The sequence below is a fragment of the Paeniglutamicibacter cryotolerans genome (genome assembly GCF_014190875.1).
GTDB classification, from domain to species: Bacteria; Actinomycetota; Actinomycetes; order Actinomycetales; family Micrococcaceae; genus Paeniglutamicibacter; species Paeniglutamicibacter cryotolerans.
In genome coordinates this window covers 473,101-491,349 of the sequence record NZ_JACHVS010000001.1, presented here as the reverse complement: position 1 = coordinate 491,349, position 18,249 = coordinate 473,101, and the positions used below count along the sequence as shown (strand labels likewise).

At 66.8% G+C, this 18,249-nt stretch carries 15 protein-coding genes and 1 riboswitch; of the genes, 9 read left to right on the top strand and 6 right to left on the bottom strand.

All coding sequences use genetic code 11. From position 1 onward, the window contains the following. Positions 1–29 precede the first annotated feature (29 nt). The 6 genes from E9229_RS02415 to mnhG are packed head-to-tail and all read left to right on the top strand — an operon-like array spanning position 30 to position 6,384. A complete protein-coding gene (locus tag E9229_RS02415) occupies positions 30–3,017 on the top strand; it encodes a Na+/H+ antiporter subunit A (RefSeq protein ID WP_183509674.1) in 2,988 nt (995 codons plus the stop codon). Then, complete coding sequence (locus E9229_RS02410) at positions 3,014–3,529, top strand: Na(+)/H(+) antiporter subunit C (RefSeq protein WP_183509673.1); 516 nt, start codon at positions 3,014–3,016, stop codon at positions 3,527–3,529. Before E9229_RS02415 ends, E9229_RS02410 begins: the two co-directional genes overlap by 4 nt. Next, positions 3,526–5,151: a Na+/H+ antiporter subunit D gene (locus E9229_RS02405; protein WP_407671318.1), complete on the top strand. Its 1,626-nt coding sequence runs from the start codon at positions 3,526–3,528 to the stop codon at positions 5,149–5,151. Before E9229_RS02410 ends, E9229_RS02405 begins: the two co-directional genes overlap by 4 nt. After that, positions 5,148–5,735, top strand: a complete 588-nt coding sequence (locus E9229_RS02400; RefSeq protein WP_183509672.1) for a Na+/H+ antiporter subunit E — start codon at positions 5,148–5,150, stop codon at positions 5,733–5,735. Before E9229_RS02405 ends, E9229_RS02400 begins: the two co-directional genes overlap by 4 nt. After that, entirely contained in the window at positions 5,732–5,998 is a 267-nt protein-coding gene (locus tag E9229_RS02395) for a monovalent cation/H+ antiporter complex subunit F (RefSeq protein ID WP_183509671.1), read from the top strand. The genes E9229_RS02400 and E9229_RS02395 overlap by 4 nt, the downstream gene beginning before the upstream one ends. Then, entirely contained in the window at positions 5,998–6,384 is a 387-nt protein-coding gene (gene mnhG, locus E9229_RS02390) for a monovalent cation/H(+) antiporter subunit G (RefSeq protein ID WP_183509670.1), read from the top strand. Before E9229_RS02395 ends, mnhG begins: the two co-directional genes overlap by 1 nt. 53 nt (positions 6,385–6,437) lie before the next feature. On the opposite strand, the gene E9229_RS02385 is transcribed toward mnhG, so the two are convergent. Continuing rightward, positions 6,438–6,695 carry a DUF4235 domain-containing protein gene (locus tag E9229_RS02385; protein WP_246380319.1) on the bottom strand — a complete coding sequence of 86 codons (258 nt, stop codon included), beginning with the start codon at positions 6,693–6,695 and terminating at the stop codon, positions 6,438–6,440. 70 nt (positions 6,696–6,765) lie between these two features. Beyond that, a riboswitch (TPP riboswitch) is annotated at positions 6,766–6,887 on the top strand. 51 nt (positions 6,888–6,938) lie between these two features. Between E9229_RS02385 and E9229_RS02380 the strand changes: the two genes are divergently transcribed. Continuing rightward, a complete protein-coding gene (locus E9229_RS02380) occupies positions 6,939–7,565 on the top strand; it encodes an ECF transporter S component (RefSeq protein WP_183509669.1) in 627 nt (208 codons plus the stop codon). A gap of 9 nt (positions 7,566–7,574) precedes the next feature. Beyond that, complete coding sequence (locus E9229_RS02375) at positions 7,575–9,944, top strand: ATP-binding cassette domain-containing protein (protein ID WP_407671317.1); 2,370 nt, start codon at positions 7,575–7,577, stop codon at positions 9,942–9,944. Positions 9,945–10,035: 91 nt separating this feature from the next. On the opposite strand, the gene E9229_RS02370 is transcribed toward E9229_RS02375, so the two are convergent. The 3 genes from E9229_RS02370 to E9229_RS02360 form a co-directional block, all read right to left on the bottom strand. Continuing rightward, positions 10,036–11,391 (bottom strand): HNH endonuclease, encoded by a 1,356-nt coding sequence (locus E9229_RS02370; RefSeq protein WP_183509667.1) that lies wholly within the window; start codon positions 11,389–11,391, stop codon positions 10,036–10,038. 16 nt (positions 11,392–11,407) lie between these two features. Then, entirely contained in the window at positions 11,408–12,364 is a 957-nt protein-coding gene (locus E9229_RS02365; protein ID WP_183509666.1) for a hypothetical protein, read from the bottom strand. A 733-nt stretch (positions 12,365–13,097) separates the two neighbouring features. Beyond that, positions 13,098–13,973 (bottom strand): aminodeoxychorismate lyase, encoded by an 876-nt coding sequence (locus E9229_RS02360; RefSeq protein WP_183509665.1) that lies wholly within the window; start codon positions 13,971–13,973, stop codon positions 13,098–13,100. Between the two features lie 221 nt (positions 13,974–14,194). Here E9229_RS02360 and cls point away from each other — a divergent pair, with 221 nt between their 5' ends. After that, a complete protein-coding gene (cls, locus tag E9229_RS02355) occupies positions 14,195–15,679 on the top strand; it encodes a cardiolipin synthase (protein WP_183511819.1) in 1,485 nt (494 codons plus the stop codon). 18 nt (positions 15,680–15,697) lie between these two features. On the opposite strand, the gene E9229_RS02350 is transcribed toward cls, so the two are convergent. Together E9229_RS02350 and E9229_RS02345 are read right to left on the bottom strand one after the other, a co-directional pair. Then, positions 15,698–17,749, bottom strand: coding sequence for a chorismate-binding protein (locus tag E9229_RS02350; protein ID WP_183509664.1), 2,052 nt, complete (start codon positions 17,747–17,749; stop codon positions 15,698–15,700). Continuing rightward, on the bottom strand, positions 17,739–18,233 hold the full coding sequence (locus tag E9229_RS02345; RefSeq protein WP_312855576.1) for a low molecular weight protein-tyrosine-phosphatase: 495 nt from the start codon (positions 18,231–18,233) through the stop codon (positions 17,739–17,741). Before E9229_RS02345 ends, E9229_RS02350 begins: the two co-directional genes overlap by 11 nt. Positions 18,234–18,249 lie beyond the last annotated feature (16 nt).

Here is an 18,249-nt window from a genome sequence, read left to right as displayed (position 1 = left end):
GGCGGCCCATGCCACCTGGAGACCCATCCGTGCTGATCGTCCTGATAGCGCTCTTCGCGGTGGCAGCCGTTTCGCCGCTGCTTTTCCGCCTGCTCGGACGCGGCACCTTCTACATCCTGGGTGCTGCACCGGCGCTGGGATTCGCGTGGCTGCTGCTCAATTTCGGCTCCTTCATCAACGCGCGGCAGGACGCGGCCTCCGGAATGCCCCACGCGCCGCCGTCGCTGACGATCCCCTGGATCCCGAGCCTGCAGGTCGAACTGGCCTTCCGGATCGATGCGCTCTCCGCGGTGCTGTGCCTGCTGGTGCTCGGCGTCGGTGCGCTGGTGCTCTTCTACTGCGCGCGCTATTTCAAGAACCAGGACGCGCACATCGGCACCTTCGGCGCGCAGCTGCTGGCCTTCGCCGGCGCGATGTTCGGCCTGGTGACGGCGGACGACCTGATCCTGATGTTCATCTTCTGGGAACTGACCACCGTGTTGTCCTACCTCCTGATCGGGTTCTCGCGCACCCGGATCTTCGCCCGCCGTTCGGCGCTGAACGCGCTGATGGTCACCACCTTCGGCGGACTGGTGATGCTCGTGGGACTGGTCATGCTCGGCCACGCGGCCGGGACCTACCGGATCTCCGAGATCATGGAATCGGCCGGGGCATTGGCCGCCTCGGGCACGTTCATCGACGTGGCCATCGGGCTGATCCTGATCGGCGCCATGAGCAAGTCGGCGCTGATCCCCTTCCACTTCTGGCTTCCCGGTGCGATGGCGGCGCCAACCCCGGTTTCCGCCTACCTGCACGCCGCGGCGATGGTGAAGGCCGGCGTCTACCTGGTAGCGCGGCTGGCCCCCGGGTTCTCGACTACCGCCTACTGGGACGCGATGGTGCTGGGCCTGGGCCTGGCCACGATGCTGGTGGGCGGCTGGCAGGCGCTGCGCCAAACCGACCTGAAACTGGTGCTGGCCTACGGCACCATTTCACAGCTGGGCTTCCTGATCCTGGTGATCGGGCTGGGCAACGCGAATGCCGCGCTGGCCGGGCTGGCGATGATGATGGCGCACGGCTTCTTCAAGGCGACGCTGTTCCTGGTCGTGGGCATCATCGACCACAAGGCCGGGACCCGCGATCTGCGGGTGCTCTCCGGGCTGCGCCGCAGGGCCCCGCTGCTCTTTACCATCGCGGCGATCGCCGCCGCGTCGATGGCCGGGCTGCCCCCGCTCTTCGGGTTCGTCGCCAAGGAATCGGTGTACGAGGTGCTGGTTCAGGAGGCTTCAACCCGGGGTGTGTGGGGCGTGGTCCTGCTGTCCGGTGTGGTGCTGGGTGCGGCGATGACCTTCGCCTACAGCGCACGCTGGCTCTGGGGAGGCTTCGCCACCAAGAAGAACATGCTGGACACCGCGTTCCGGAAGATCCCGTTCCTGTTGGTGGCGCCGCCGTTGGTGCTGACCGGCGCCACCGTGTTCTTTGCCTTCTTCCCGGGTGTGCTGGAAGCGGCCTTTGCGCCCTACGCCGGGCTCTACCCGCCGGCCGGGCACCCCATCCACCTGGGCTTGTGGCATGGCTTCACCCCGGCGCTGGGCCTGAGCGCGATCGGCATCGCCGTCGGCGTGGCGCTCTTCGCCGGCAACCGGGCAGTCTCCCGCTTCCAGCATGCGGTGCCCGCGCTCGTCGATGCCGAGCGCGGCTACAAGAAGCTGGTCGCCGCCATCGACGACCTGGCGATCTGGCTCACCGGGCGCACCCAGCGTGGTTCACTGGGCTTCTACCTCAGCGTGATCCTGGTCGTTGCGCTGCTCGGACCCACGCTGACGGCCATCTTGCTGGTCACCCCGGCTCCTGGCAACTTCATCCTCTTCGACACCCCCGCACAGCTGGCCGTCGGGCTGGCCATGATCATCGGTGCCATCGGCGCGGTGCGGGCCGATCGACGCTTCCTTGCCGTGCTGATGGTCTCGGTCGTCGGATACGGCATGGCGATGATCTTCGCCCTGCAGGGCGCACCGGATGTGGCGCTGACCCAGCTGCTGGTCGAAACCATCGTCCTGGTCGCGTTCGTGCTGGCACTACGCGCGCTGCCGGTGCGGCTGTGGACCGGTAACCCCTCTGGGCGCCGGGTGCTGCGGGCGCTGATCGGCATCGGCTTCGGCGCCGCGATGATGTACATCGCCGCCACGGCAATGGCATCTCGGGTAGCGGAGCCGGTCTCGCTCGCCTTCCCCGACCTCGCCTACATCGGCGGTGCGGGGAAGAACATCGTCAACGTGACGCTGGTGGACATCCGCGCCTGGGACACCTTTGGCGAGCTCACCGTGCTGGCTGCCGCGGCGACCGGCGTCGCATCGCTGATCTTCGTGCGCGGCCGCGGGGACAGGGCACTGCGCGCCGCCGACGTGGAATCGGGCAGCGTCGACCACGGCTCCGAGGCCATCGACACGACCCGGCACGGCGCCGCTGCGCTGTCCACGGCGCGCGACTTCGCCGCCTCCGCGTCCACCGCCTGGCTGGTGGCCGGGCGGACGCTGGCCCCGGAACGCCGCTCGATCACCTTCGAGGTGGTCACCCGGCTGATCTTCCACTCGGTACTGCTCTTCTCCGTGTACCTGCTGCTGGCCGGGCACAATACACCCGGTGGCGGATTCGCCGGCGGCCTGCTGGCCGGGCTCGCCCTGACCATCAGGTACCTGGCCGGCGGCCGGGTGGAACTGGCCGAGGCGACACCTGTGAGCCCGGGCACGCTGATGGGCGCCGGGCTGGCCCTGGCTGCGCTGACCGGGGCGGTGCCGCTATTCTTCGGCGGGCAGGTGTTCCAGTCTGCCGTCTTCGAATTCGCCCTGCCGCTCTTCGGTGAACACAAGTTCGTCAGCTCCACCTTCTTCGACATCGGGGTCTACCTCATCGTCGTCGGGCTGGTGATCGACGTGCTGCGCTCGCTCGGCTCGGAAATCGACGAGCGCTCCGAGGGCCGCAGCCCCACAGACATGCATGACCTGCCCGACACCAACCCGACGGGAACCGGCCGATGAGCACGAACCTCACCCTCTTGCTGGTCATGGGCGTGCTCTTTGCCGCCGGCATCTATCTGCTGCTCGAACGCTCGCTGACCAAGGTGCTGTTGGGCATCGTGCTACTGGGAAACGCGGTGAACCTGTTGCTCCTCGCCACCGGCGGCGCAGCCGGCCTGGCCCCGCTCTACGCCAAGGACGTCGCCCCGGATCGGTATTCGGACCCGCTGCCGCAGGCACTGATCCTCACGGCCATCGTGATCACGTTCGCCGTCACGGCATTCATGCTCGCGATGATCTACCGGTCCTGGATCATTTCCCGGGCCGACGAGGTCATGGACGACGACGAGGATCAGCGCGTGGCCGGCCAGTCGAACTTCGACCCGGAGGACGACGCGATCATCGACGCCGACACCACCGAGTTCGCACCGGACGACCCGGATGCGGCACCGAGCGAGCCGAGGCCGCGGAAAGCGCACATCGAGCGCACGACACAGAACCCAGCGACACGGAACCGGGAGCAGCAGCCATGAGCCAGATGCTGAGCGCCGTCTCCTTCGCCCCGCTGGCCGTCGCGCTGCCGATGTTCGGCGCCGCCATGGCGTTCGTCGTGCGCCGGCACCTGCGCACCCAGCGGGCCATCACGCTCTCGGCGCTGGCGCTCACGCTGGCGCTCGAGGTCTGGATGCTTGTCACCGTCTGGGGTAGCGGCGTGCAGGCGGTCACCCTGGCCGGTTGGGCCCCGCCGTTTGGGATCTCGCTGGTGGTGGACGAGTTCTCCGCGCTGATGCTGGTGATCTCCACCTGTGTTTCGCTCTCGGTGCTCGTCTACGCGACCAGCCAGGGCATGGCCGATGGTGACGAGGACGGACCGGTCTCGATCTTCCACCCGACCTACCTGATCCTGGTCGCCGGCGTGTCGAACGCGTTCCTCGCCGGTGACCTGTTCAACCTCTACGTCGGCTTCGAAATCCTGCTTACCGCCTCCTACGTGTTGCTGACGCTGGGCGGGACTACAGCACGGATCCGGGCCGGGGTCACCTACGTGGTGGTCTCGGTGGTCTCCTCCGTGCTGTTCCTGATCGCCATCGCGATGATCTACGCCGCCACCGGAACGGTGAACATGGCCGACCTGGCGCTGAAGCTGCCCGATGTGCACCCGGGCACCTCGACGGTGCTGCACCTGATGCTGCTCGTCGCGTTCGGGATCAAGGCCGCCGTCTTCCCGCTGTCCTTCTGGCTCCCCGACTCCTATCCGACGGCCCCGGCACCGGTCACAGCGGTGTTCGCCGGCCTGCTGACCAAGGTCGGCGTGTATGCGATAGTGCGCACCGAGACGCTGCTCTTTCCCGGGAACCAACTCAGCGAGGTGCTGCTGGTGGTCTCGCTGCTGACCATGCTGGTCGGCATCCTGGGTGCGCTCGCCCAGATCGACATCAAGCGCATGCTCTCCTTCACGCTGACCAGCCACATCGGTTACATGATCTTCGGCCTGGCCGTGGGGAACGCGCTAGCCCTGGCTGCGGCCGTCTACTACGTGATTCACCACATCGTCGTGCAGACCTCGCTGTTCATGGTCACCGGACTGATCGAACGCCGCGCCGGGACTTCGAACGTCGAACGGCTGGGATCGCTGGCCCGGCTCTCCCCGGTGCTCGCACTGCTCTTCTTCATCCCCGCCATGAACCTGGCCGGCATTCCGCCGTTCTCCGGCTTCCTGGGCAAGCTGGGACTGATCGCCGGCGGCATCGAGCACGGCACCTGGTTGACCTGGATCGTGGTGGGCGGCGCCGTGGCTACGAGCCTGCTGACCCTGCTGGCCGTCGCGAGGGTCTGGAACCGCGCGTTCTGGCGCAAGGCAGAGGACGCCACGGACCCCGATCCGCTGCTGCTGGTCGGTGCGGCCAAGGGTGAGCGCATCACCACCTACAACGTGGTAGCCGACGAACCGGGATCGATCTACTCGGACCGCGGTGATACGGCGCTGTTGCCGCGCACCATGGTTGCGGCGACCTCGGGCCTGGTCCTGCTCGGCATCGCCCTGACGATCTTCGCCGGACCGCTGTTCGCCCTGAGCCAGCGGGCGGCGGACCAGATGCTGGAGCGCACGCCGTACATCGAAGCGGTCCTGGGCGAGCAGGGAGTGAAGCCATGAGCACCGAAAACACCGGAAAGAAGCCCGGGCGCACACCCTTCCGCATCGAACTGCCGCTGTTGATCGGCATGACGCTGTTCTGGGGTGCGCTGTGGCAGGACTTCGCCCCGGGCAACCTGGTCTTCGGGTTCTTGATCTCCTGGGCCCTGGTCAACCTGTTCCGGCTCCCGCCGGTGATCCTCAGCCCACGGTTCAACATCTGGCGGGCGTTCCTGTTCCTGCTGCGCTTCATCGTCGACGTCGCGGCGGCGAGCTTCAGCGTGTTGTTCCTGGCGGTGTTCCGCGGACCAAAGACGCGCTCGGCGATCTTGGCCGTCCCGCTGCGCACCGAGCAGGATCTGATGGTCACGGCGGTGGGCCATGTGCTCACGCTGATACCCGGGTCCTTCGTCGTCGAGGTCGATCGGCGCAGTTCCACGCTGTACCTGCACTTCCTGAACGTCAACACACCGGCGGAGCTCGAGAAGGCCCGCGCCGGGATTCTGGACATCGAGGCCCGGCTGATCCGGGTCATGGGCACACCGGCGGAGCTGGCCGCCCTGAACGCCGAAACGGCAAAGCCCGAGGAGGGGAAAAACCCATGATGACGATCGTGCTGTGGATTACCGGAAGCATCCTGGTCGCGGCCGCCGCGCTGGCCATCGTGCGCATCGCCCGCGGTCCATCGATCCTGGAACGGGTACTGGCCACCGACGTGCTGCTGGTGATCATTGCCGCCGGGCTGACCATCGAGATGGCGGTGAACAAACACACGGACAACCTGATCTTCGTCGTGTTGTGCTGCATGATCGGCTTCATCGGTTCGGTCACCGTCGCGCGCTACGTCACCGATCGGAGGAACGCCTGATGGAGCCGACGCTTTTGGATACGATCATCGACTCGGTCGCCGCCGTGTTCATGATCGTCGGCGCGCTGATGTCACTGGCAGCCGGCATCGGCATGATGCGCTTCCCGGACCTCATGTCCCGGATGCACGCGGCAACGAAGCCGCAGGTGTTCGGGCTGTTCCTGCTTTTGAGTGCGCTGGCGCTGGAGTTGCGCAGCTGGAATGTGGTGCCGGTGCTGATCCTGGCCTGGCTGCTGCAGCTGCTCACGGCGCCCGTCTCCGCGCATATGGTCGGCCGGGCCGGCTACCGTACCAAGCACATGAAAAAGGAGACCCTGCTGGTCGATGAGCTCGACGCGGTGGTGGCCCGGGCCGAGGGGCAGGGCGGGGACGACCCGGTCTGCTGACAAAACGGCCGCAGCACCCGGGGTGCCGCGGCCGAATCGCCGTAATCCGGCAATCAGTCCTTGGCGAAGCGGGCGAGCGCCTTTTGCGTTCCACGATCTGTGAGCACCTGGATCACAGCGGCTGTGATGGCCGAAAGCAGGGCGAAGCTCAGCGCCTGACGCAGCGATGCCTCGGCCAGCGCTTCCTTGTTCCCGTGCTTGGGCGGTTCCTGGCCGGTGAACCCGAGCCAGAGCTTGTCCACGATCTTGCCGCCGACGAATCCGGCCGCAATGGAAATCAGTGGTCCGGCGATCTTCATGATGGCTTGCATGTTCCCTGTTTCCCTCGTTGTAGCAAATACGGTTCCAGCATAGCGTGGGGGTACACTGGCGATACTGAATCACACACGACAGGGGAGCGCGGCGTAACCATGGTTACGCAGGGCGCTGAGAGTGCGGGCAAGCCGCAGACCCTCGAACCTGCTCCGGTTAGTACCGGCGAAGGGAGTCGAGATCTCAGGGATTCTCGTTTGCGCGTGCATCCCTCCCCTCCTTGAATCCAAGGAGGATCCATCATGACCAGTCTTCAAATCGCACCGACGCGCAGTACCTGGCGCGTCGTCGACATCGTTGTTGCGGCCGTCCTGGCTGTCGCCTCGGGCGTCGTCTTCTTCGCCTGGAACACCGTCCACCACTCGTTGGACTTCCTCTTCGTGGCCTTCCCTCCCGCCTCGGCGCTGCTGGGCGGAATGTGGCTTTTCCCTGCAGTCCTCGGTGCCCTGATCATCAGAAAGCCGGGTGCGGCACTGTTCTGTGAAACGGTGGCGGCCGTGGTCTCCTCGTTCATGGGCTCCGAATATGGATGGACGGTTCTCGCCTCCGGACTCATTCAGGGCCTGGGCGCTGAATTGGTGTTCGCGATCTTCCTGTACAAGTCCTGGGGCCTCCCCACGGCACTGCTGGCCGGAGCCGTCACCGGCCTGTTCGGAGGCATCAACGACGCCTTCATCTTTGCTTGGTTCGCGGAATACACACAGTCCATGAAGCTGTTCTACGTCGCGGCCATGACCCTTTCCGGGCTGGTCATCGGCGGGCTCCTGTCTTGGCTGGCTACGCGCGCACTGGCCCGTACCGGGGCCCTGTCTTCCTTGGCCAGCCGCAAGGCCGCACAGGAAACGGTGCTGGGCACCGTGCGGAAGTAGGGAGTTTCCGTGTCCGAGGACACTGAGCTGCTGACGACTGCCGCCGGGCAGCGTCCCGTGCGGGCCAGGGGAGTGGCCGTACGTGCCGCCGGCTGGGGTTGGAAGCATGCCGGCCGTGACCTGCCCGCGATTTCCGGGCTCGACCTGGACATCCCTCCCGGTCAGCGGGTACTGCTGGCCGGAGCCTCCGGGGCCGGGAAATCCACGCTGCTCCATGCGCTGGCCGGCGTGTTGCACGCGGACGAGGAGACCGAAGCCCACGGCGAGCTGCTGCTGGATGAGGTTCCCGCCCACATGGTGCACGGGCGTGCCGGGCTGATGCAACAAGACCCGGAGACCCAGGTCATCCAGGCCCGCATCGGAGACGATGTGGCCTTCGGAGCGGAGAACCTCGCGGTTGATCCGGCCGAGATCAGGATTCGCGTCAAAGCGGCCCTTGAGGCAGTGGGCCTGCGGTTGTCGCTGGACCACCCCACCGCCGCACTCTCGGGTGGGCAGAAGCAGCGGCTGGCACTGGCCGGGATCCTGGCCATGGGACCGGGTCTGGTGCTCTTGGATGAGCCGACAGCCAACCTGGACCCCGAAGGCGTATTGGAGGTCCGCGACGCAGTCATCGCGGCGGTCGCGGCAAGCGGTGCAACCCTGCTGATCGTCGAACATCGGTTGGATGCCTGGGCTCCCCATATGGATCGGGTTATCGTGCTTCGGCCCGGGGGAGGCATCGCCATCGACGGCACCCCCGACGAGCTCTTCGGCCCCGGACCTCAGCGCGAGGAACTGATTGCCGACGGCATCTGGGTTCCCGGTCATATGCCGGCCACGGCGCGAACCCGGGGGATCCGGGCCGGCACCTCGACCCGCGCCCTGCTGGAAACCACAGACCTGGCGGTGGCGCGCACGGCCAAGGGACAGGTCCTGCAACGCGATATCGGCCTGCAACTCTCGGGCGGGCAGGCGCTGTGCGTGACCGGCCCCAATGGTGCGGGCAAATCGACGCTGGCCCTCACACTGGCCGGTCTGCTGCCCGAGCGCGAGGGAAGCGTAGCAGCCCTCGATTCTCTGCGCGGTTCCGGTTCATCATTGAGCCACCGCCCATACTCATGGCGGGCTTCCCACCTGGTGAGCCGCATCGGTACCGTCTTCCAGGAACCGGAACACCAATTCGTCGCCAACTCGGTGCGTGAAGAGCTCGCGTTCGGTCCGCGCATGGCCCGTACCCCCGATGGGCGGTCTGCATTATTCACCGAGGAGCAGATTCATGAGCGGGTCGGGACGCTGCTGGAACGGTTGCGGCTCGAACACTTGGCAGCGGTCAATCCGTTTACGCTCTCCGGAGGTGAAAAGCGTCGGCTCTCGGTGGCCACTGTATTGGCGGCCGGACCGGCAGTGCTGATCCTCGATGAACCGACCTTCGGGCAGGATGCAAACACCTGGGCCGAACTCGCTGGATTGCTCAACGAGCATCTTGATACCGGCGGTTCCGTTCTGGCGGTGACGCATGACGAGCACTTTGCCGCTGCCCTGGGCGCCGAACGCCTTGAACTCTCCGAGGGGATGCCGTCGAAGAACCTTACCGGAACCGGCGGATTGCTGGAGCCAGAAGCCTCGAGCAGTGGCAGTTTCCTGGGTAGGGCCAACCCGTTGGCCAAACTAGCCGCGGTTATCCTGGCCACCGCTCCGTTGGTGGCCAGCCTGGACTGGGTCTCCGGGGCCGTCGTCGTGCTGGCGAGCCTGTTCCTGCTGCCATTGAGCGGACTGTCGCCAGTGCGTTTCATGTTCAGGGCATGGCCGCTCTTGGTGGCGGGAATGCTGGCGGCCTGGGGAACTGCCCTGGTGGGCAACGACTCCGGTGCCCTGCTGTTGAACCTCGGGATTTTTACCATCACCGAGGGCTCGGTTTCGGCTGGCGTGGCAACCGGACTGCGGGCTTTTGCCGTGGCGATCCCGTCGGTCTTGGTTTTCTCGAGTACCGATCCCACAGACCTGGCCAATGCCTTGGCGCAGAAGGCCCGGCTTCCACATCGATTCGTGCTCGGTGCTTTGGCCGGAATGCGTTTGTTGGGGCTGCTGACCGAAGAATGGCGGACCCTCGGCATGGCCCGACGGGCTCGTGGCGTCGGAGCGCATGGCACGGTGGCCCAGAGGTTGCGAGCCAATCTCTGGCAGGGCCTGGGGCTTCTTGTCCAGGCCATTCGTCGTGCTGCCAGATTGGCCGTCACGATGGAAGCCAAGGGATTTGGAACCTCCACACGCACATGGTCCAAAACGTCGCGTTTTGCTCCCAAGGATGCCGGGGTTCTGATGGGCGGACTGGCTATCGGTGCTGCTGCAACCGCTGCGGCGATGGGGTTTGGAACCTGGAATCTAGTCTGGGGTTAGAACCTGGCGCTGGGCGTTCCCTGCGGGCGTGGTCAGATCCCCGATTCCTTGGGAAATCGGGGTTTTTCCGTACGTGGGTTCAGACGGGGTTTCAGTTGCGGGTGTGGGTGCCGGGCAGGGGCGGGGCGATGGAGCGGTAGGTCTTCCCGGCCGGGGTGGTGATCTCGAAGCCATGGCGGATGCCGGGGATCACGCGTTCGGTGAAGCCGAGGGTTTCCTTGGTCTGGTTGCACCAGGCGCAGCGGCCGGCGCCGTTGGCGGCGGTGGTCTTGCCGCCGAGGGCTGCTTGGTGGATGTGGTCGTAGTGGCCGATGGGGTGGTTGCATCCGGGGGTGGCGCAGATCTGGTCGCGGACTCTGATGAATTTGGCGAGTCCGCGGGGGTATGTGCGGCGGGTGGAGTCCATGTTCAGGAGGTCTCCGGTGCCCGGTGCGGTGTAGAGGCGGCGGATCCAGCGGATGGCTTTGGCGTCGTGGTCATCGCCGCGGATCAGGTCCCGGGCCCAGGGGGAGGGGACAGACCCGTAGCCTTGGAGGTAGGCCGGTTCGGTGTCTCCTTCGAAGAGGGAGCGGTCGGTGATGATCAGTCCGATTTCTACTGCCGGTGCGCGGGTGTGGGTGCCGGTGAGTAGTTCGAAGAATTCGTCGGTGCGGATCTGTTCGCGGTTGCGCCCGGCGCCTTGGCCGGTGGCCAGGGTGGAGTCGGTGAGGTCGTTCAGGACGGCCTGGATGAGGAGGCCTTGGTCCACCGGGAGCATGCCGGTGAGGTGCATCATGGCGTGGGGTGCGGGGTAGAGGGTGACGTAGCGTTTTTGGCGCGCGGTTTCGGCCTGGGCTAGCAGGTCGCGGGGGTCCAGTTCCTGGGCAAGGGTGCGCACGCAGTTGGACAGGGCCTTGGCTCCCTGTCCGGTGAAGTCCTCGGGGTGGGCGTGGAGGCGGGTGTCGATTTCGGTGCGCAGGTCGGGGTTCAGGTGGCGGACCTCGTGGGCGAGGGTCAGGGCCTGGTCTTCGGTGAAGCCTCCGCGGGTGAGGTGGGCCAGGGTCAGGGGGAGGTCTTCGATGAGGATGCGGGAGCAGCGTAGGTGGCGTAGGCCTTCGGTGGGGGCTTCGTGGCGGGCGAGGGCGATTTGGGTGCCGACGCCGCGGCCCAGGGTTTCGGGTGTGGCGCCGTGTCGGGCTTGGGTGGCGCGGGTGGCGGTGTCCAGGGCGAGGGTGGCGTGGGTTTCCAGGGCGGCGAGGGCTGCCTTGGTTTCTTCGATGCCGGTGATGATGTCCACGAGGTCGGTCTCGGTGGCGGTGGTGTGTTGCAGGACGGGGATCAGGGTGCGGGCCGTATGGGTGAGCGTGGTGATGTGGCCGAGCAGGGCGGTGGCGGGGAGGTGTGTCCCGGGGGCTGGTGCTGGCGGGTCCGTCGGGTTCGAGTCGGTGGTGTTCCGCGCTTCAAACATAGAACAAATATCGGCCTTACGATTCCAGTGAGATGGACCCGTCGATTTCGGTTGCGGATGGACCGTCGGCGATGCGCCGCCGGGCTGCCGCTTTCACCTCGGCCCGGGCCTGCAATCTCAGCTGGGCCGCCGCGGACCACAGACTGTTTTCGGCTTTCCTTCCGTCCGGGGTGACCCGCCGATCGCAGATGTCGCGATACCTGCGCTGCGGGTGTCCCTGGTTGGCTAGCAAGTGCGCACGGATCGCCATGGCGTAATCACCGGCGTTGTCGGCCCGCAGCTCCCGCAACCTCATCAACTCCAGCAACAGGTTCAACCGGGCACGATTGCGCAAGGACAAGGCCCGGTCTCCGATGCATTTCTTCACCCGGACGAAAACGCTTTCCAACGCACCGTTGGTATAGATCGGCGCGATCGCCTCCCGGCGTCCGGCTTGTCGGCGGATCTGCTGGCCGTGGCCACCGACCCAGGTCTGGATGGCCAGCAGGCCCGACTCCTGAACCGCGGTTTCGAACGCATCCCACCGATGGATATCGTTCAGTGCACCGTGGAACAGGTCCCGTAAAACACCGGACCCGACGGTCTGTTCCAACGTTGCCCTCCCGCTGGCATACAGGTGGTGTTCGCACGCGTGGTAGCGCTCCAGCCAGAACAAGGCGCCCCAGCGCTTGATGATCGCGGCCCGAATACCGGGATCCTCGTCGGCAACGATGGACAGCGGGGTCCCCGGAAAGCGATCGAGGAACTCACCCCAGGCGGCGGTCGTGCGCGCGGGGTGGGCCTCCAACCGCCACAGCTGCCCGTTTTTGCCGTTCCGGTCATAGCCGTAGGCCGCCAGGACCGTATAGAGGGCGGTCCGGTCCGTGAATTCCCCGGCGGCATGCCACCAGAACGTCTTCGAGTCCAGAACGAGGATTGCCGGCCACCGCACGGGGGCCTGGGCCGCGGCCACCACGGGGACAAAATCAGCCACCCAATCAGCCACGGTTTGGCCGTTATGCAGAAGCTTTTGCCCCTGGGCGGGAGTATTGCCGGAGGCCTGCATCCGTACGCGCCGTGCGGCATCGATATAGGTGCTTCCGCGGCCGATATCAACAAGGGCCGCAGCGATTTCACGGATCAGGTATTCAAACTGTGCGGGAGCTGCGGGTCCTTCATGGGGTGCCAGATGGCTCTCACATTCGACGCACGTTTCGTGGTCTGCACGCGTCCGGCTGACCACGCCGAGGAAGCGGTGGTAGGAACCTCCCGGGAGGTTACACCGCCAGCGTTGCCGGGGCCGGCCTCCGTCTTTTTGCAGACCGTCACGCACGACCCGGCCATCGAGATGCCCACGGGGACAAGCCGGGATTTCTCCAGCCATGGCTTGATTTTACGCCGAAACCATCTCACTGGAATCGTAAGGCCGACAAATATACGCCTGTGGACCGATGTTTGGAAGGGTTCTGGAATGCCTTGACGCGTGCGGTGATTGTTGCTCAGTGCCAGTTCAGTGGGGCTTTTTCGGGTTGTTCACAGGGTTGTTGCGAGGGGTTGACTGGTTGTTTGAGGCATGCCTACCCGAACGCTGACCCGGAAGGCCCTCATTCGTATTCCTGGGCTGCCGCAGGGAATGGACCCATGGTGCATCAGCATCAAATCCCGGCCCAACGATGATCGCCACCCCGAGGGTGGCTGGAGTGGCAATCATCGGACAGGTGTCCTGGTCAGGCGATCGCGTCGACCATGGCCGTCAGTTCCGCGTGCAGCTCGGGGTCACGGGCTATCGGGGTTCCATCGATGGAATTGATCGGCGCCAGGAGGCGGATGCTGGATACCAGCCACACCGAGTCGGCATCCATCAGATCGATGGGGGCCAGCGGGCCGTATCCCAGTTCCCAACCGGCTGCCTTGGCGGCGGCGAAGATCGCGCCCTGCGTTGTTCCGGGCAGGATTCCGGTTTCCAACGTCGGGGTCAGCAGGCGCTTGGTCTCGCCCTCGCGGATCGCCAGCAGCACGGTGGAGGTCGGGCCCTCCAAGACGATGTCGTCGGAGGAAATGAAGATGACATCGTCGGCGCCGTTGGCGTGTGCGTGGCGCAGGGCCGCCATGTTCACCGCGTAGGAGAGCGTCTTGGCACCCATGAGCAGCCACGGTGCGCGTTCCGCCACCGCGGAGTCATAGCCGCGGTCCAACAACAGCACCGACAAGCCGGCCTCGCGCTGGGCCCGGCCCAGGGCAGGGCCCGGGGAGACGGTGACCCAGCAGGTGCCAGCCTGGGCGCCCTCCGCGCCGCGGGTGGCCACCAGCTTCACCACGGCCTCCTCGGACGGGGCTGCGGCATCGTAGGCGGAGACCGCCGTGGCGATGGCGGCGCGCCAAGCAGCCGTCTCCGGCAGGGTCAGGTCGCAGGTGTCAGCGGAAACGGCCAGGCGGGCCAGATGCGCCTCGAGCTTGCGCACCACGGCACCCTTATAGAGCGCCGACTCGAAGATCCCGTCACCGCGGGTCACCCCCTGGTCGAGCACCGAAAGCTGCGGCACCGTGGCGTCGGCCAGCCGGCCGGCGGGAAATTGCGGATCAAGGAACACCAAAACAGTCATGGGAAAAGGTTACAGCGGGCAAGCCGTCGACGACCGGGCACGACACCGCCGGGGCCGGTTCCGCAACAGCTCGAGATGCCGGCGGCGCCGGCTGATCTGGTCCCCCGCCTGACCCGAACCCAGCCTGACCCGAACCCCGCCGGTAGCCGGGCCCGGCCGGTAGGCTGGGATCCGGAGCTTTGACTAGGCGGGGGAGGCGGGCGGGAGCGGTGATACCGGACATGCAGGGCGGCTGGCTGTCTTTCAGTGCCCTGGTCTGGGTGCTGAGCGTGAGCGCAGACGTCGTCATCAGGGTCACGATGATCGGCATCGTTCCCGGCAACAGGCGTCCTACCACGGCGATGGCCTGGCTTTTGTCCATCTTCATCCTGCCGGTGTTCGGGCTGCTGCTCTTTTTGATGTTCGGCAACTTCAAGCTCTCGAACCGGCGGATCAAGCGGCAGAAGGAAATCAACGCGCGGGTCTTGGAAGCCACCCGGCATCTGGAGGCCGATGACATCGTCTTAGACGCCCCCGACTGGGTGCGCTCGGCCGCCGAACTGAACCGGAACCTGGGGGCGCTGCCGCTGCAGGGAGGCAACGCGGTGGAATTCATCACCGACTACGCGCAATCGTTGGAGCGGATGACCCTCGAGGTGCATCGGGCGCGGCGCTACGTGCACGTGCAGTTCTACATCGTGGGACAGGATCCCGATTATGCCGGACCGTTCCTCGACGCGCTGGAGGCCGCTGCGCTGCGCGGGGTGAAGGTGCGCTTCCTGCTGGACCACCTAGGCACGCTGCGGGTCCGGGGCTACCGCGCGCTGGTGCGGCGGCTGAACGCGTCGGGGATCCAGTGGCGCTGGATGCTGCCGCTCTCCCCGTTCCGCCGGCAGTGGCGCCGGCCGGATCTGCGCAACCACCGCAAGATCGTCGTGGTTGACGGGGAGACGGCGTTCACCGGCAGCCAGAACCTGATTGAGCCGAGCTACAAGCGGCGTTCGGCCAAGCGGGTGGGCCGCGAATGGGTGGAGCTGACGGCGCAGATTCGCGGTCCGCTGGTCACCAGCCTGGACGTCGTCTTCGCCACCGACTGGTCGCAGGAGACCGACGAGGACCTGCTGGCAGACCTCGCCCACATCGAGGAAGCCGAGCTCGAGCCGCCTGATGCCGGTGAGGAGATCGGTCAGGTGGTGCCCAGCGGGCCCGGGTTTGAGGCGGAGAACAACCTGCGCCTGTTCAACACGTTGATTTATTCGGCGACGGAGCGGCTCTCGCTCACCTCACCGTATTTCGTGCCCGACGATTCGCTGCTCTATGCGCTGACCACGGCGGCGCAGCGCGGGGTCGACGTGGAACTGTTTGTCTCGGAGCAAGGGGACCAGTTTGTGGTCCAGCGCGCCCAGCAGTCCTATTACCTGGCACTGCTGCGTGCCGGGGTGCGGATCTACCAATATCCGGCGCCGATGGTGCTGCATTCGAAGTGCTTCACGGTCGATGACGAGGTGGCTGTATTCGGCTCGTCGAACATGGACATGCGCTCGTTCTCGCTGAACATGGAGATCACTGTGATGCTGCTCGGGCCAGAAATAACCGGTGAGCTCTCGCGCGTGCACGACGCTTACCGGGCCGTGTCCAGCGAGCTCCTGCTCGGGCAATGGACGCGGCGCCCGCGCTTCGCGCGCTGGATCGACAACGTCTGCAGGTTGACCTCGACGCTGCAGTAGGTCCGACGCCGTGGCGGCTCAGTCCGGGAAGACCGATCCCAGCGCGTCAAGCACGCCGCGGGCCTTGGTCCGCACCTCGTCCCATTCCTCGGCCGGGTCCGAATCGGCGGTGATCGCCCCGCCGACGCTCAGGCCCAGGTCCCAGTTCCCGGCCCCGTCGTCGCGCAGCACCAGCGTTCTGATCACCACGGCCAGGTCCGCAGCACCGGTGTGCGAGAAGTATCCGACGGCTCCCGCGTAGATGCCGCGCGCACGCCCGTCCTCCAGCCGATCGAGGATGGACATGGTGGAGATCTTCGGGGCACCCGTCATCGAACCAGGGGGGAAGGCCAGCGCGATGGCCTCGGCCCGCGAGGCGCCGGGGCGCAGCCGCGCGACGATGGTGGAAACCATCTGGTGCACGGTGGCATAGGTTTCGATGGCGCAGAGCCGCGGAACCGACAGCGTTGCCGGATCCGACGAACGGACCAGGTCGTTGCGCAGCAGGTCGACGATCATGATGTTCTCGGCGCGGTCCTTGGGCGAGGCGGCAAGCTCGGCAGCCAGCGCGGCATCGGCGACCGGGTCCGCCCCGCGCGGGCGGGTGCCCTTGATCGGTTCGGCCCGCATCCAGCCCCGGTCATCCAGCGACACGAAGCGTTCGGGGGAGGTGCTGGCCACCACGGTGGATCCGAAGCGGATGAAATGGGCGAACGGGGCCGGGCTCGAGGTGCGCATCCGGCGGTAGAGCAGCCAGGGGTCCAGCGCCGCGCGGGGAACCGTGGCGCCGAGCCGGGTAGTCAGGCAGACCTCGTAGCTGTCGCCGGCGTGGATCGCCTGCTGGGCGGAAACCACCTTGGCCAGGTACCGGTCGCGGGGGTCGGCGGAGTCGAAGACCGGGCCCGGAGGCACGAACGCGGGCCGGGTGGCGGGGGATGTGCGGAGCGCCGCGACGGCATCGGTGACCCGGGCGAACCACGCCGCGGAGCCCGCGGTACCGCGGGAGAGCGCCCACACGCAGCCGCGCGAATGGTCCACCAGCACGCCGCGCGCGGGGCTGATCAGCGCGGCGTCGGCGCCGGGGATGGCAGCCGCCGGAACATCGGAGCCACCGGTTTCGCGTTTGAGCTCATAGCCGAGCCAGCCCATCCAGCCCAGGTCGAATCCGCTTCCGGTGTCGGGGTCCGAAGCTTCCGTGGTTCCGCCCCAAGTGCGGTCGAGCCAGTCGAAGAACGCCCCGGGCACGCTGGCGGTGGCGCATCCGCGGCTGATCGTCGAGCGGCCGGCGCCGTGCTCGAACACCGTGCTGCCGCGGCCCGAGGCATCGGCCAGCATGGAGTGCCCGTTGCGGAAGGGGTCTGCGGTGCCGGGCGCCGGGTGGTTCGACGAATCGAGCACCACCAGGTGTTCGGAGCCGGCATACAGAGCCTCGACGAGACCGGGGACGGGGTCCGGGTGGGTGCAGTCGATCCTTCGCGAGTGGATGCGCTGTCCCGCCGCCGCTTCGGCCTCGGGGCGCAGCAGTCCGGCCAGTTGCGGAAGCGCCAGCAGTGCCGCCAGCGCGTCGGGCGGGGCTGCGCCGTCGGCCCGGTTGAAGACGGTGACGTCGGCGGCCCCCCGCACGTCGTCCGTCGCAAGCCACGCCTCTTCCTGGGCGGCCCACCGGTCCCAATGCGGGGCATAGGCCTCCCCGTCGCGGGCCAGCGCGCGGGCCTTGCGGTCGGTGCCCTCGACCTGGACCCAGAGCAGCGCGTCCAGATGCGTCCGGGCCGCGGAGGCACCGGCTCCCACGCCCTCGATGATGACCAGGGGTGCCGGTGCCGTGGTGCGTTCGGCGCCGGGGGCGTCGGCCTCCCAGTCCCAGGGGTGCCACCGTGCCCGGCGTCCGGAGCGCAGCGGTGCCAGCACATCGGTGACGTAGGCCTCGATGCCAGCCGTCAGGCCGTCCCAGCCCGGGTACAGGTCCTCGAGGTGGAAGAGTGCAACAGGACGGTGGACGCGCAACAGCGTGGCAAGTTCGAGGGCCAGCGTGCTCTTGCCCGCCCCGGAGCGGCCATCGATGGCGATGACCGAGGGTCGGTTAGTGTCCACGCGAGTGCAGCAGCTCGGAACGCACGAAGTTCAGGACGCCGGGGATCGCCGCGGAAATCATCTGCCAGCTGGCACGGAAGTCGGCCTCGTCGCCGTACCAGGGGTCGTAGATCCCCTGCATGGCCGGGGCTGCTCCGGCGACGGCGGGGTCGAAGGAGCGCAGCATGCGCACCGTTCCCGGGGTGGTGGATTCGGGTTGCAGCTTCAGCAGGTCCAGGTAGTGCTCGTGGTCAAGGGCCAGCACCAGGTCGGTGCCGCGGAACCAAACGGGTTCGAACTGGCGGGCCAGGTGTCCGTCGGCATTGATGCCGTGGGAGCGCAACAGGGCGCCGGCCCGCGGGTCGATCGGGCGGCCGACCTCCCAGTCGGTGGTGCCGGCCGAGTCGACCAGCACGCCCTCGATGCCCGCATCGACAAGTGCGGTCCGGAGCATGTATTCGGCCATGGGTGAGCGGCAGATGTTCCCCGTGCAAACTGTAGTCATCCGGTACATGGCACTT